9 protein-coding genes are annotated in these 15,255 nt (G+C 38.1%); 7 read left to right on the forward strand and 2 right to left on the reverse strand.

What is annotated here, in order from left to right; genetic code table 11:
- Window positions 1-9: 9 nt before the first annotated feature.
- Window positions 10-1,020, reverse strand: coding sequence for an acyltransferase family protein (locus IGI52_RS15200; protein ID WP_016181651.1), 1,011 nt, complete (start codon window positions 1,018-1,020; stop codon window positions 10-12).
- Between the two features lie 115 nt (window positions 1,021-1,135).
- On the opposite strand from IGI52_RS15200, the gene IGI52_RS15205 reads away from it, so the two are divergent.
- The 5 genes from IGI52_RS15205 to IGI52_RS15225 all read left to right on the forward strand — a co-directional run bounded on the left by IGI52_RS15205 (window position 1,136) and on the right by IGI52_RS15225 (window position 9,250).
- A complete protein-coding gene (locus IGI52_RS15205; protein WP_016181650.1) occupies window positions 1,136-2,008 on the forward strand; it encodes an alpha/beta hydrolase fold domain-containing protein in 873 nt (290 codons plus the stop codon).
- 40 nt (window positions 2,009-2,048) lie between these two features.
- Window positions 2,049-2,663, forward strand: a complete 615-nt coding sequence (locus IGI52_RS15210; protein ID WP_016181649.1) for a TVP38/TMEM64 family protein — start codon at window positions 2,049-2,051, stop codon at window positions 2,661-2,663.
- 85 nt (window positions 2,664-2,748) lie between these two features.
- Window positions 2,749-3,702 carry a Gfo/Idh/MocA family protein gene (locus IGI52_RS15215; RefSeq protein ID WP_016181648.1) on the forward strand — a complete coding sequence of 318 codons (954 nt, stop codon included), beginning with the start codon at window positions 2,749-2,751 and terminating at the stop codon, window positions 3,700-3,702.
- Between the two features lie 918 nt (window positions 3,703-4,620).
- Entirely contained in the window at window positions 4,621-5,370 is a 750-nt protein-coding gene (locus tag IGI52_RS15220; RefSeq protein WP_016181647.1) for a MerR family transcriptional regulator, read from the forward strand.
- A 580-nt stretch (window positions 5,371-5,950) separates the two neighbouring features.
- Window positions 5,951-9,250, forward strand: coding sequence for a vWA domain-containing protein (locus IGI52_RS15225; protein ID WP_311871571.1), 3,300 nt, complete (start codon window positions 5,951-5,953; stop codon window positions 9,248-9,250).
- Between the two features lie 869 nt (window positions 9,251-10,119).
- On the opposite strand, the gene IGI52_RS15230 is transcribed toward IGI52_RS15225, so the two are convergent.
- Window positions 10,120-11,628, reverse strand: a complete 1,509-nt coding sequence (locus tag IGI52_RS15230; RefSeq protein ID WP_016181645.1) for a helix-turn-helix domain-containing protein — start codon at window positions 11,626-11,628, stop codon at window positions 10,120-10,122.
- Window positions 11,629-12,050: 422 nt separating this feature from the next.
- Here IGI52_RS15230 and IGI52_RS15235 point away from each other — a divergent pair, with 422 nt between their 5' ends.
- Window positions 12,051-13,529, forward strand: a complete 1,479-nt coding sequence (locus IGI52_RS15235) for an amino acid permease (protein WP_016181644.1) — start codon at window positions 12,051-12,053, stop codon at window positions 13,527-13,529.
- A gap of 337 nt (window positions 13,530-13,866) precedes the next feature.
- Window positions 13,867-15,243, forward strand: a complete 1,377-nt coding sequence (locus IGI52_RS15240) for a glutamate decarboxylase (protein ID WP_016181643.1) — start codon at window positions 13,867-13,869, stop codon at window positions 15,241-15,243.
- Window positions 15,244-15,255 lie beyond the last annotated feature (12 nt).

Here is a 15,255-nt window from a genome sequence, read left to right on the forward strand (position 1 = left end):
AACGGCGACTCATGACGAGTCGCCGTTTTTGTTTGGCATGATAAAATGTAAAATTCGTGCAAGTGTTTTCCGCAGAATTTCTGTAACTTTAGGGTGAGACAGTAAATAAGTAATAAAGCCGCTGCCAGCAACTAAGAGAATTAAATGAAGCAGAGGATTTTTTTCAAATTGTGTAAATTCTACTAATGGCGCCACTAGATAAACATGAAGCAGGTAGATAGCCAAGGTTCGTTGTCCCCATGCTGTGAAAAAATGAGGTTTATTATTAACGAGGGCCAAAAAGACGAAAATAAAGGCAAAGCCAATTCCGTATAAAAAGACGATCGTCAGTAAATTTTGCAGTAAAGGAACGGGAAAGAACGCATATGCACGATCTCGCCATAAAAGTTCCGGCGGCAAATTATTCTTGGTCCAAAGATAAGCGTTAATAATTCCAAAAATAATAATTCCAAAACTGATTGCTCTTCGAAAAGGAATCTTGCGGATTCGAGCGACGTGTTCGGGAGTCGTATAATACCCCGCTAAAAAATAAGGCAGAAAGCCTAAGGTTCGTGCCATTGCCATATAGGTCCCAAATTCGGTCAGAAAACCGGAGAAAATTCCGATAATAAAACTTAAAATTAAGATTCTCCGTACTTTTACGAGGTCAGGTAGCAATAAACGCCAGATAAACATACAATATAAATACCAAAGGGTCCAGCCTGGACTTAAGATCATGAACTGGTCGATCTTGCCGATGGCCAGCATGATCAGAGTCAAAATTAAATTTAATAGCAGATAAGGGACAAGGAAGGTTTCCACAGCTGTGGAGCGACCTTTTTTAAGATTTTTTGAGAAATAACCGGAAATAAAGATAAAAACCGGCATATGGAAAAGGTAGATGAAGACGTAGAGAAACTCACCGACCTTGTTATCTAAACGAAAATATTCCAACGCGTGTCCTAAGACCACGAGCAAAATCAGGATGCCGCGAATATTATCGTAAAGGTATTCACGATTTTGTTTTGTGATTGTGGACACCTCCTTCAGATTCCGTTATGCTTAAGAAGCAGACTGCGATAGTCCACCGTGTCTATTGTAGCATGAAACGTCGAGTTCTATGCGATTATGTGGGAATTATTTGGAGGATAAAGCGATGCGCTATTCAGCAAAATTAGTAAAGAATGTTTTTAAAGTCATCAATATGAAAAAGCTTGTGGGAGCAACAATGGTAGATCCGCCAAAACGTCGGCGTCTAATTAGCCGTCAACTTTCGCAAACAGATATCCCGCAAAAAATCGCTGAAATCGATGGACATCAATTAATCACGTTATTTCCAGGTCATCCTACGAGACGTCATGTGTTTTATCTACATGGCGGAGGGTATGCGCTAGAAGCATCGCCATTTCATAAAGAAATTCAAGAGCGTTTTGTGAAACGCTATAATTTAAAAGTAAGCTATTTCGATTATCCCTTAGCACCTGAGAATACGGCAGAAAAGACGGTACCTCTAACGGAGCTGGCCTTTCGCCAGTTGGCGTACTTATATCCAGATGACTGCTTTTTCCTATTTGGTGATTCTGCTGGCGGCGGATTAGCGATGAGTCTGGCACAGCACCTACGGAATATTGATCTGCCGAAGCGGCCAAAGAAAATCGCCTTAGCCTCACCATGGTTAGATGCGTCATTGAGTGACCCGCGTTCTCAGGAATTGCAGAAAAAGGATGTTTTATTAGAAAAAGACTTGTTGGCGGAAGCTGGCGAAAATTATGCAGGGGAATTACCGTTGACCGATCCGATGGTTTCGCCGATTTATGGTAATTTTGATCAGCTTGGGGAACTTCTGGTCGTTGCTGGCACTGATGAAATTTTATATCCTGACGTACTGCGGCTGCAGGATCGCATTAAACGCAGTCAAGGAACCACGATGCGTCTAGAGGTTGTGGAAGGAATGATGCATGATTTTGTCGTTTATCCATTAAAAGAATCACTCCCATACGTTGATCAAATTGGTGAATTTTATCAATAATGAGCTAGAAAACAACTTAACCAGATAAAGGAGGGGAAGGATGGCACAAAAAACAAAACAGCGCGCTCCTTGGCAGCAGAAAGTTATTCAAATGGCACCAGCCATTGGCCTAGCTGCCTTTATTATTATATTGATCTACATTAGACATTCTGGAATTTTTAGTTCTGTCGCTGATTTGCAGCATTTTATCAAGAATTTTGGTAACTTTGCTATTGCAGCCTTTATCGTTGTGCAGGCCATCCAGCCGATTGTACCTTTCTTACCTGGCGGGTTTGCTACGATTGTTGGAATGCTGATGTTTGGTAATATTCCAGGAGTTTTGTATAGTTATATAGGATTGGTGATTGGAGAAGTCGGATTGTTTCTATTGGTTCGCCGTTTTGGTTCGAGATTTGCTCGGCTCGTCCTGTCTGAGAAAAATTTTGAGAAATTTGAGACGACGTTGCAAGACCATACTCAAGACATCAAAAAGCTATTGATTGTTTGTTTTATATTTCCATTTTTGCCAGATGACCTAACCTGTCTGGTTGCGGGAATGACGGATCTCTCTTTTCGGGAGTATCTGAAGATCGTATTGATTTTTAAAATCTGGTCGGTGGCTTCCTACGGCTATTTCTGTTTATTCGTCTTAAATAAAACATTCGCTGGTCTTTAAAATTAGAATCGAAACAAGCAAGGGACTGATTTTATCGAATCAGTTCCTTCATTATTGATTTAAAATGAATAGGAGAGAAAATGAAATGATTCGTTACGGTATTTTAAGTACAGCTCAAGTTGTTCCACGTTTTGTGGCAGGAGTGAAGGAAAGTCAAGGTGGTACAGTAACGGCAATTGCATCTCGTGAAATCAAAAAGGCCCAGAAAATGGCTCAAGAGTTAGACATTCCACAAGCTTATGGCAGTTACGAGGAGCTTTGTCAAAGTGAAGATGTGGATATTGTTTATGTGGCGGTCTACAACAAGGGGCACTATGACGCCGCAAAATTAGCATTGTTGAATAATAAACATGTTCTATTAGAAAAGCCTTTTACTATGACGCTGGCTCAGGCGGAGGAATTATTTGCGCTGGCTAAAGAACGCAATTTATTTTTAATGGAGGCGCAAAAGGCGCTATTCCTGCCAATCACCAAACAAATTCAGCAGGTGATTCAAAAAGGAAAAATCGGAACGCTGCGCTGGTTAGATTCAGTAACAGCCTATCCCAACATTGATCATATTTCGTGGTTCCGTGATTTAAGTGCGGGCGGTGGTGTTTTTCGAGGAGCCGGAACGTATCCGTTAGAATACATGCAGCATTTATTAGGGGCTTCACCTGAGGAATTCAAAGGAACGCTGACTTTTCCAGAAGGACAATCTGACGCGCAAGCGCAGGTAACTTTGAATTTTCCAAACGGTGTGATTGGTACGATCTTTTTGACTGTCGATCTAGATCTATCAAAGCGAATGATTATTTACGGAGAAAAGGGAAAAATCATTATTCCTGATTTTTGGAAAACAGATACAGCTGAAATTCATTATAATGATGGGCAAAAAGAAACGCTTCACAGTAATCAACACAGTGAGTTTGTTTTTGAAGTCGATCATGTGAATGCTTGTCTGGAGCAAGGATTACTGGAAAGTCCAATTGTCACCAAAGAATTGACCTTGAAAACAGTGGCGATCACGGAAGCAATTTATAAGAACTATCAAAAATGATTGTCAAAGACTAAGCGGATGTGCTATAGTTTGTCTCATGCGACGAGTCGAGTGGATCTGAAAGATTGATCCTTCGATACCAGAGGCACACGACGCAAGTCACCTGTCGGATTTCAGGGTGTCGGAAAGAAGCTTAGTGGACGAAGAACCTTTCTATCAATTATTTGGTACTGGGAGAACCCCTCTTAGAATTTTATTCTAAGAGGGGTTTTTTGCGAGTTACGCTTTTCGCAGTTTAATAAGAAAAGAGCATTGATCTCAGATTTTGAACAAGTAAATAGTAGTGGTGTTTAGCGGAATCGTATGCGTGGCGAGAATAAAACTCATTTTCCTGGTTTTTAGGAAAATGAATACATTATGACTGAGCTAGTTGTCAGTTATGCTTTTCGCAGTTTGTTAATTGATAAGATGTATTATGGTTTCTAGTATGAATAAGTAGACAAGCTGTTTAGCATAATGATATGCGAAACGAGAATAGATTCATTTTACCGGTTTTTGGGAAAATGATTTCCTAATTCCGAGATAGCTTCGAGTTACGCTTTTCGCAGTTTAATAAGAAAAGAGCATTGATCTCAGATTTTGAACAAGTAAATAGTAGTGGTGTTTAGCGGAATCGTATGCGTGGCGAGAATAAAACTCATTTTCCTGGTTTTTAGGAAAATGAATACATTATGACTGAGCTAGTTGTCAGTTATGCTTTTCGCAGTTTGTTAATTGATGAGATGTATCTATGTTTTCTAGCATAAATAGTAGATAAGCTGTTTAGCATAATGATATGCGAAACGAAAATAAAACTCATTTTCTCGATTTTTTGAGAAAATGATTTCCTATAGAAAGAAAAACTAAATTAACGATGAAAGAATCCCTTGACCTTTACGTTACGTCAAGGTGTAAGATGTTCTTGTCAGGAGGTACAAAATGAACTATACAGTGAAACAAATGGCGGAAATTTCAGGTGTCAGTGCACGGACGCTGCGATTTTATGATGAGCGCTCATTATTAAAGCCAGCTTTTTTAAGTGAGGCAGGCTATAGGATGTATACCGAAAAAGAAATTGATCGGCTGCAACAGATTCTTTTGTACCGCTCGATGGGGATTCCATTGAAAACAATTAAGGAATTAGTGGACCGACCTGACGAAAAAGTCGCGGATACGTTGATTCAGCAAAAAATCCAATTGGAGCAAAAGCGCCAAGAACTTGATCAGCTGCTGGAAACAATCGATAAGACCTTGCGTTACTATAAGGGAGAAATAATTATGACGAATAAAGAAAAATTTGAAGCCTTCAAACAAGAAAAGCTCACAGAAAATGAAGCAAAATACGGACAAGAAATCCGTGAAAAATATGGAGAAGAAACAGTCGAGGCCTCGAATCAAAAATGGCAAAATATGAGTGAGGCCGATTATCAAAAAATGCAGGCAACAGAAGCTGCGCTAACTGAGAAATTGAGTAACTATTTGACAGAAGAGACACCGTCTTTGGCTAAAGAAATTTATCAGTTGCATAAAGAGTGGCTGAGCTTCAGCTGGAAAGCCTACTCCGGTGAAGCTCATAAGGGATTGGCTGAGATGTATTTAGCTGACGAACGTTTCACTCAATATTATGACGAAAAAAGCGGGGCAGGAGCAACAGAAGCGTTGGTGCAAATCATTCAGACATATGCGTAAAAAAATCGAGCTGCGGCTCGATTTTTTTATTGTTTTCAATGTACCTATCCTGTATCGACCAATTAAGAGGCAAAACGTATTCGATTTGTTTTATAAGGGTGTTCTATTAAATAGAAAAATCAATAGATCTATCGCTTTTTGTCTTTTTTAAATAACTAAAATATTTTTAGATAAAATAAAGTACATTGGTTAGTGCAACACTCTTTTGTAAATTATTTTTAATTTTCTTAATGTGACAATCGTTAATTCAGAATTGCTTAAAAGCACTATTGATAGCAAAAAATGAGTAACCAAGCCGTTTATTCATGTTTTTGTCAGTTTAATAATAAATATTCGACTTTATATGTCTAATATACTTAATCGATAATCAACTAAATGAATGTTATAAATTTTAATGAAAACTAAAGTAAAGTGATTTAATAACCGTTTGTTGATGACTGCTGCAAAAAATACGGGCTAAATATTCGTGTTTTTTGCAGTTATAAATAACTTAAATACAATTATTTTGTAATTTGCGGAACTTTTTTTTGTCTTATAAAATAATGGCGAAGGGATAGCTTGGGATAAAGGGGGTAAGGGTATGCATGGGAGAAAAAAGAGGGTTCTTATTTTAATTGGGGGAATCTTTTTAAGTTTGATAGGTTTAATGGGTGCAAGCTCACGAACAATTGCGGAAAACGACGCGAGTGTATTGATTGAAGAGTCATTTTTGAAGGTTTCCTACAAAACAGAACGGACAGATAAGGAAAATCTCTTTCATATTAAGTTAAGCCGCGAGGGGAAAAGTGAACAACAGCAAAATCGCTTAAAACTAAAAATAGTGACGGAAAAAGAAAAAGTCATTGATTACCCTGTAGTCGACGGAATGGAAGAAAAAGAGGGATGGCTGATTGAAAAAGATTTTACACATTCACAAGAGCGTGAACTCACGATCGCGGTCCCTAAGAAACAGGAAAAGCTTCAAATGTATCTCGAATTAAATGAACAAAATACAGAAAAAAATCAGAAGGAACAAGCAGGAGCCGAAGCTGATACTGATACTGATATATTGGAATTAAGTGACCCTCTCTGGTTAAAAGTAGAACAAGAAGCTACGAAAAAAGCTCCAAAAAAATCAGTACCTGAAGACAACGAGGGGAATCAAACTACTGAAGCTGAAGGTAGTTTTTCACTTTATTCGGAACAAAATAGTTTTTCAAAAGCCATTGATTTACCAGCGTTGACAAACGCTAGAAACTTGGCTCGGACCAATTCATATACCAATAAAGAACCAAGCTATAAGACAGACAATGGAAAATATCCACAATATTCTTGGCAGCCAACCGGTCAGACGAATGTGATCAATCATCAAGGCGGAAAGGATAATACAGCCGCTAATGTTTGGGATGGACTTCAAAGTTGGAACACGTCTACAGATAATTATACAAATTCTTATATTTATTACGGCGTTGGCGGAAAAGAGAAAGGGGATATTGCACTAAGGAAATATGCGACTGAAACAACCAAGAAGGATGAGTTTAACGTAAAGTTGAATGTCCGAGGAGACTCGCTTACCAGACCTGGTGTTGATGTGATGTTTGTATTGGATAACTCTGCATCAATGACCTTTACTCAACCGGAATACAAAATTGGTGGAAGACTGCGAAAAGATATTTCAGTAGATTCTTTGAGTCATTTAATTACTCAGTTTAAAAACAATGTTCCTGACAATGGGTATCTAAGGATCGGCAGTGTTGTATTTGGCACGAATGTGATCAGTACATCTAATTTGTCATCACGGTACAGTGATTGGGATCAGTTAGTGACAAATTATCGCAATGCTAGTACGCAAAACCACCAGACCTATACGCAAGGTGGATTGATTGAAGCACAAAAAAGACTGTTAGCAGATAATAATGGACGAAGAAAGTTTCTCTTTCTTTTAACTGATGGAGCCCCAAATAGAAGCAAGGACCCGTTAGCAGGCAAAAGGGATACGGCAATTTTTCCTTCCAAAGTAAGAATTACTCAGTATAAACCACTGTCTTCAGGACAAACGGATGGAAATGCAGGAGTGACACTCGGTTCGAATGGAGCGACCTCACTTTATGTGCTGTACAATGGACTGGAGCCTCCTGCTGTGGATAGAAGGTTTAGAATTACTAATATTGAAGATCCTGGAAATGTTAACAATAGACTCCTAATCGAATCTCATTTAGATATGGCAAATTCTCAAGCGGCAGATTTAAGAGACAAAGGGATTGAAATTCAAGCGATCGCCATGGGAGCCTATGGTGGGGCTGGAGAATTCCATAGCGCGGAAGTACTAGTAAAGGGACTTTACAAAATGACTACTCAAAGAGCTAATACTACTGGTAATTCAGAAAAAGATTACTATTTCTACCAAGCACAAAATCTAACTGATTTTGAAAAATCCTTCCGGGAATGGTTTGAATCGACGCTTATGACTGTTGAACAAGGTGTGATTGAAGATCCGTTGGGAGATATGGTGGAATTAGTGGGAACGCCTGTTGTATCGGATATTTCATTAAGAAATAGATTAGGCACAAAAGCGATTGATGCAGACAAAATGGCAAGGGTTGACAGCTCTGATCCAAGGAAGATAAAAGTAACAAATATCAATCTTTATGGGAATCAGGAAATTGAAATAAACTACAAAATCCGCTTGAAAACGGAGGCATCAAGCTTTACTTCCGGAAGTTGGTACCCAGCCAACGGGAAAACCGTATTACACTCTATGCCCAATCGTACAGAGGACAAATTAGATTTTGGTGTTCCATCTGTTCGAGCGTTCAATGAAGATTTTGTTATTCCAGTAAAAAAAGTTTGGTCAGATGATGAAAATAATCGTTGGAAAATGCGTCGAGAGATAACGGCTGTTTTACAAAGAAAAGACGGAACTCAATGGGTCAATTTACACGAAGTCCATTTGAACGAAGAAAATAGTTGGGCAGCTCGCTTCCCAGCAGTTTCTGGAAATCCTATTATCGAGTATCGAATTATTGAAAGAATTGGAGATAAGAATAGAGTACCGAGTTATGCCAATCCAACTTACAGTCAGGAGAGTTTTACGTCTAGTAATCTAGACCCAGCAGGAATAACTATCACGAATCGATTGCTGACTACTGATTTTTCATTTAAGAAAGTAATGAAAAATGGGCAACCTTTTACTGGTGCAGATGACAAACGACCGAGATTTACTTTGACAGAAACGTTAACAGGTATAGTAGTTGCAAGTGATGTTATCCCAGATAATGGAGGGGTCGTTAATTTTACTAATCTTCCTACGGGTCTCTATCAAGTAAGTGAAACATTTGTTCCAGAGGGATTCAAAAAGTGTGATGATTTCACATTTACAGTGGCAGAGAGGTCGGATGGTGCGGCAGTTATTGCTGATTCACCCAATAAAACGATCATTAATGAATTAAATAAGTTCAGACTAACTGTTATTAAGACTGATGAACAAGGAAATGAAATCGAAGGTGCGGCATTTCGTCTGAAAAATTCATCAGGAGCGTACAACGAAACGATTTCTTCTGGTTCAACCTTTGTATTCACAGACATACAGCCAGGTGTTTATTATCTTAAAGAACTCACAGCTCCAAATGGTTATACTGGTTTAGAGGAAGAAATTACCATTGACATTTTTGACAACGGTGTGGTGTCATTTGACGATCATCCGTGGGTAACTAACACCGTTATACTAGATGAAGACGAGAATCAAATCACAATAAAAGTAAAAAATTATCATCGAATAGGAATCTTGCCAAGAACAGGCAGTTTTGCCAATAGAACCTTCATTCTATTTTCTGCCATGTGCTTTATTACAGGTGTTGGATTATTCATACTCTATCTATATATTAATAGGAGGAGAGGATAATTAGCCAGCGGCTCAGAAACAAAATGAAAAAATAATAGGGAGCTATACGCGGAAATTCAAGGATAATAAAAGCCGGGATCAAATCAGCAATCTGATTTTGATTTCGGCTTTTTAACTATGTATCTAAACGTGAAAGCTAACTCCGAATTAGGGAAGAATTTTTTCGAAAGAAGCGAAAGCGTTCATTAGATTGTCGTCGCGCATACGATTCTACTAACCTGCTAAAAGTAGGAAGAAGAACTCGCAGCTAACGCCGGATTAAGGAAACATTTTTCAAAATCCGTGAAAAATGTAGGAATTGTCGTCGCGCATACGATTCTACTAACCTGCTAAAAGCAGGAAGAAGAACTCGCAGCTAACGCCGGATTAAGGAAACATTTTTCAAAATCCGTGAAAAATGTAGGAATTGTCGTCGCGCATACGATTCTACTAATCTGCTAAAAGCAGGAAGAAGAACTCGCAGCTAACGCCGGATTAAGGAAACATTTTTCAAAATCCGTGAAAAATGTAAGAATTGTCGTCGCGCATACGATTCTACTAATCTGCTAAAAGCAGGAAGAAGAACTCGCAGCTAACGCCGGATTAAGGAAACATTTTTCAAAATCCGTGAAAAATGTAAGAATTGTCGTCGCGCATACGATTCTACTAACCTGCTAAAGCAGGAAGAAGAACTCGCAAAGACGATCGAATATGTCGGTCGATCGTCTTCGTTCGTTAGTTTTATTTTGGAAAGAGAAACTAACTGTGGGTAGTATAGCATAGAATAATTGTTTTGCATGGGATACTTTGCTGGCTATGTCTTCTATAAAATGAAAATATTCTAATAAAAGCCAAAAAGTCAGATTTATGTTTGGAAAGTGTTCATTATTTTATTTTACTTGCAGCAATTTATTTTTCTCCATCATAATCTTTCGAACCATCGATTGAACATTTTTCAGGTCTTCGTATTTGTCTTTGCATTCTAGAAACAGGATGGGTTTGTTGTGGACGTTCTTGATTGGGAAAAATTTATTCGTACTGATAATCAAATCAACAGATTCATCGGCTAATAAAAAGCGATTTGGATCGACAAAATTCAATTTAACTAGTCCGTTAGTACTTTTCATAAAGAATTTTTTTAGCCAGATAGAATTAAACTCGCCTTTTGAATCATCAATAAAAATAGATAATTCATATTCTGTCATAAATTCATTAGCAATACTTAAAGCGGCGTAAAGAAAAATGGCGTAGTCAAGCTGTGAATAAATTAGGCTATTACGTGGACAAATATTTTCAAAACGAACCCGCAGATTTTCTTGTACAATCGCCATATCTTCCGGATAAAGATTGTGATGCTCGCCGATTGGTACATAATTATAAAAGCTTTTGAACAATAAGCGTGTATGAATGACATATAGTTCTTTTTCCAGTTCGTCATAGTCAAATTCAAATTGGTTAAAAAGCAGACCGATGTTTTGAAAAAAGAACTGATTGGCCTGATAGATATTTGAATCTATCTCTTGGTGATATTTCTTTATTTCACGGAAGAAGCTGGTGTTGCGATAAAAGACCATTTTTGATTGTAAGAATAATAGCATAAAATAAAGTTCATCTTTAAAATTCGCGTAAGCCGAGACATTTTCTTCCGTAATAAAATGAAAATGCTGGACAAATTTATTTCCGATCAGGATGGATTCCACCGGCAGTTCATTATTTTCAATCGGATGATTGGATAGATAACGGATCAGCGTAATATCTACTAGATAATCATATTGAATTTTAGTGATCGGGTCGATTTGATCTGAAAGTAGAAAGCTGAGTTTCTCAAAAATAAAATTCTTTTCAGTCGAATTTTCGATATTAAAGGGATGCCCGTAGCCGCCGTATAGCTGCCAAAAGAAGCTCAAGAAGAAGAGGCGAATCGTCGGTTCTAAACCGGATAATACAATCTCGCCATTTCTAATATGAAGATCAATATTGGCTTCTTTAAGGAAATCCCGCACTTCGTACACATCTTTTTTCAAGGTGGAATAACTCAGGTTGTATTTGTCCGTCAGGGAATCCATCGTATTTTCTTTATTTAGCAGTAACCCCTCCAGCAGGTCAATCTTGATCGAGATGTGATAGATGGCTAAGCTCAATTCTTTGTTCTCCACATAATTTTGTTGAATAATTCGGTAGTTCCGCTCCGATATAGTTAGCGGATCGATTCCAATATGTTCCTTTACTTCGTTAGAAAGCATCGCTAAACGCTCTAAATATTTCAACGTTGTTCGTTTTTCAAAACCAATTTGCTCTGAAATTTCATTGATATCGTGAAAGCCTGGATTTTCCTTTAAATAAGTAAAAATGGCAAAAAGCGCCTGACTTTCAAAATCTAATAATAGATCGATGCTCATGAATTAACACTCCCTCAAGGTCACTAGTATAATCCGCAATGATTAAAGGAGGGGTAAGCACTATGTGAAAGTTGATTTAAAGATAATTGCGAGGATTCTTTTTTGCATCCGCTTTTTTTGTGAGAACTATCATTTGATACAAAAAATTTGTGCTGGCTTTCTAAAAGTTTGCGTCTATTTTTTGCACAATTTGAACCTTTTCCTTTTTTTCTTAAAAACCTTTTTTATTTACCACTAGATTTCATGGAAAAGGGCGATGATTAAAGGTTTTCTTCCATCGTGGTGACAGCATGTCTTTTAATATTTTTTCTAATTTGCTATGTCTGGCGTGGTTTGACTTTGATTGTGTAAAGTCTATGATGATGGCTGTAGTTCGAAAAGTGCGCACTTCGATTGCAATGAATTTAAAGGATGTGTCACAAATGAATAACGAAGAGAAGAACGCCTCTATCAGCGATCATAATCAGCTCACAGGTGTTCAACTATTCTCAATGACTACTTCAATGGTCATGACAGTCTACGGTTTTGCGGCCTTCGCTAAACAAGGACCAACAGCATTGTTTTTCCTATTTTTAGCAGGGATTCTATGGTTCATTCCCGTTACTCGGTCCGCTGGAGAAATGGCTTCAGTTGATGGCTGGAGTAAAGGCGGGATCTTTACTTGGGGACGTCATATGCTAGGTGAACGCCTAGGTTGGTCTGCTCTATTTTACCAATGGATTCACATCACAGTTGGTATGTGTACCATGATGTATTTCATCATTGGCTGTTTATCAATCACTTTCAACGTTCCAGTTATTAATACGAATCCATTGTTCAAATTCATCATCATGATGGTTATCTTGTGGGGCTTGATCTTCGCACAACAACGGGGAACAAAAATCACAGGAAAAATTGCTCAATGGAGTTTTACAATTGGGGTTATTATTCCAGTCTTTCTATTGTTGTTCTTAACGATTACTTATTTAGTAAAGGGTAATCCTATGCTAATCAAAATCAATCCACACACGATTTTACCATCAAGCTGGAGCGGCAACGTGTTAGTCGGATTTGTGCCATTTATTTTAGCCTTTGCAGGGGCGGAAGGTTCAGCTACTCACGTTAAAGACTTAAAGAAACCATCTATTTATCCAAAAGTAATGATGGCCTTGGCAATTTGTGCGATTGCTTCTGATATTATCGGAACGATTTCAATCGGGGCAACAATTCCCAATGCCAAAATTCAATTAAGTACTGGTATTGTTTATGCTTATGGCGCTTTGGTTCAACAATTTCCATGGATCAATGTGGTCTTTATTGAACGGTTGATTGGTTTGCTACTAGCAATTGGGATCATTGGTGAAATCAGCAGTTGGGTCGTTGGACCAAATGCTGGAATGTACGAAGCAGCGAAAGAAGGCTACTTGCCAGAACGCTTTGCTAAAATAAATCCTTATGGTGTCGAAACGAACGTCATGATCTTGCAAGGTGTGATCGTCTCAATCATGGCTGCGTTACTAACCTTTGGTGCCGGTGGAGACAAATCAAACCTTTCATTCCAAACAGCGATGAGTTTAACGGTTGCTCTGTATACCTTAATGTATATGCTGATGTTTGTTACTTATTTAGTTTTAGTGTTCAAACACGACGATTTGCATCGGACATTCCGTGCAGCCAAATCAAAAGTAATGCGTGTCATCATGGGTGTTCTAGGTTTAGTTTTATCAGCTTTCGGGTTTGTCGTAACATTCTTCCCACCAGCTGCTTACAGCATGCAACAAAAACATACGTACCTAACATTATTATTAACGGCTTTTATCATCGTTTTCTTTATACCTTTCATCATGTATTTGTTCCATGGAAATTGGACCTTGCATCATCATGATAAATCAGGAAAAAATTTGCACCATCAAGTTCATTAGAAAATATAAGAAAGTACAAATAAGGATGTCAGTTCCGCTTTTCACAGTTTATCTAGGCAGTAAGAAAATAAAAAAGTTTTTTGAAATACAGCTAGAGAAGTTTAGCGGAATGATATACGGCAAGAGAAACGAACTCATTTTTCCCTGGAAAAATGATTACTTTAATACGAATAAGGATGTCAGTTCCGCTTTTCACAGTTTATCTAGGCAGCAAGAAAATAAAAAGTTTTTTGAAATACAGCTAGAGAAGTTTAGCGGAATGATATACGGCAAGAGAAACGAACTCATTTTCCCCTGGAAAAATGATTACTTTAATACGAATAAGGAGATCTTTTAAATGCATACAGATTATTTAGAAAGTTCATTTTTAGGAAGCAGAGAAGCAGCACGTAGCATGCCTAAACAAGTATTACCTGATGAGGGTATGAACCCTGACACAGCCGAGACGCTCGTCAATCATATTCGGTTGAATGAAGCGAAAGCAGATCAAAATTTGGCTACATTCTGTACGACTCAAATGGAACCACAAGCGGATCGCTTGATGCTTGGTTCACTTGAAACGAATGCGATTGACAAATCAGAATATCCAAAAACCACAGCAATGGAAAATTATTCAATTAGTATGATTGCCCATATGTGGAATATTGGTGAAGGCAAAGAATTATATAAAGACTTCATCGGAACTTCAACAGTAGGTTCTTCAGAAGGTTGTATGCTAGGCGGATTGGCTTTGTTGCACAGCTGGAAACACCGCGCAAAAGCAGCCGGATTAGATATCGACAACTTGCATGAACACAAACCTAACTTAGTTATCATGTCTGCATTCCAAGTAGTATGGGAAAAATTCTGTACGTACTGGAATGTCGAGATGCGGGAAATTCCAATGGATGAAAACCATATGTCATTAAATACTGACATCGTGATGGATTACGTAGATGAAAATACGATTGGGGTCGTAGGTATCCAAGGGATCACTTACACTGGCCAAGTAGATGATATTCAAAAATTAGATGAACTTGTTTCTGAATACAACAAAACAGCTAAATTACCAATCAAAATCCACGTAGACGCAGCCTTTGGCGGTTTCTTTGCACCATTTGTTGATGGGTTCAAACCATGGGATTTCCGTTTGAAAAATGTAGCATCAATCAATGTTTCAGGACATAAATACGGGATGGTCTATCCTGGGATTGGCTGGATTGTTTGGCGTGAAAATACGGAAGAATATTTACCATCAGAAATGCGTTTTGCTGTACCTTACCTTGGAAGCAGCGTAGATTCGATCGCTATTAACTTCTCACATAGCGGGGCACATATTGTGGCACAATACTACAACTTGATTCGTTTTGGTCGTGAAGGATTCACAGCTATCATGAACAATGTCAGAGAAGTATCTAAACGAATCAATACAGAATTAAAAGCACTAGGTATTTTTGATATCATCAATGATGGATCAAAATTACCAATCAACTGTTGGAAAATTGCGGATAATATCGAATTAACTTGGAATCTATACGATTTAGAAGACAAGTTGAAGGAATACGGCTGGCAAGTGCCTGCTTATCCACTTCCAAAAGATCTTGACGATGTAACTATTAGCCGAATCGTCGTTCGTCCAGCTATGACCATGGCTATCTGTGATGACTTCATTGATGATTTACATCGCGCAATTGACGATCTAAATCGTAATCATTTGATTCATCACGCATCTTAACCTATAATAGCA

Source organism: Enterococcus sp. DIV0187, assembly GCF_051713785.1.
Classification (GTDB): domain Bacteria; phylum Bacillota; class Bacilli; order Lactobacillales; family Enterococcaceae; genus Enterococcus_A; species Enterococcus_A avium.

Excerpts from the sequence above, each read along its gene's own strand:
- IGI52_RS15205 (WP_016181650.1), top strand. The coding sequence starts at position 1,136 with ATGCGCTATTCAGCAAAATTAGTAAAGAATGTTTTTAAAGTCATCAAT.
- IGI52_RS15210 (WP_016181649.1), top strand. The coding sequence starts at position 2,049 with ATGGCACAAAAAACAAAACAGCGCGCTCCTTGGCAGCAGAAAGTTATT.
- IGI52_RS15215 (WP_016181648.1), top strand. The coding sequence starts at position 2,749 with ATGATTCGTTACGGTATTTTAAGTACAGCTCAAGTTGTTCCACGTTTT.
- IGI52_RS15220 (WP_016181647.1), top strand. The coding sequence starts at position 4,621 with ATGAACTATACAGTGAAACAAATGGCGGAAATTTCAGGTGTCAGTGCA.
- IGI52_RS15225 (WP_311871571.1), top strand. The coding sequence starts at position 5,951 with ATGCATGGGAGAAAAAAGAGGGTTCTTATTTTAATTGGGGGAATCTTT.
- IGI52_RS15230 (WP_016181645.1), bottom strand. The coding sequence starts at position 11,628 with ATGAGCATCGATCTATTATTAGATTTTGAAAGTCAGGCGCTTTTTGCC.
- IGI52_RS15235 (WP_016181644.1), top strand. The coding sequence starts at position 12,051 with ATGAATAACGAAGAGAAGAACGCCTCTATCAGCGATCATAATCAGCTC.
- IGI52_RS15240 (WP_016181643.1), top strand. The coding sequence starts at position 13,867 with ATGCATACAGATTATTTAGAAAGTTCATTTTTAGGAAGCAGAGAAGCA.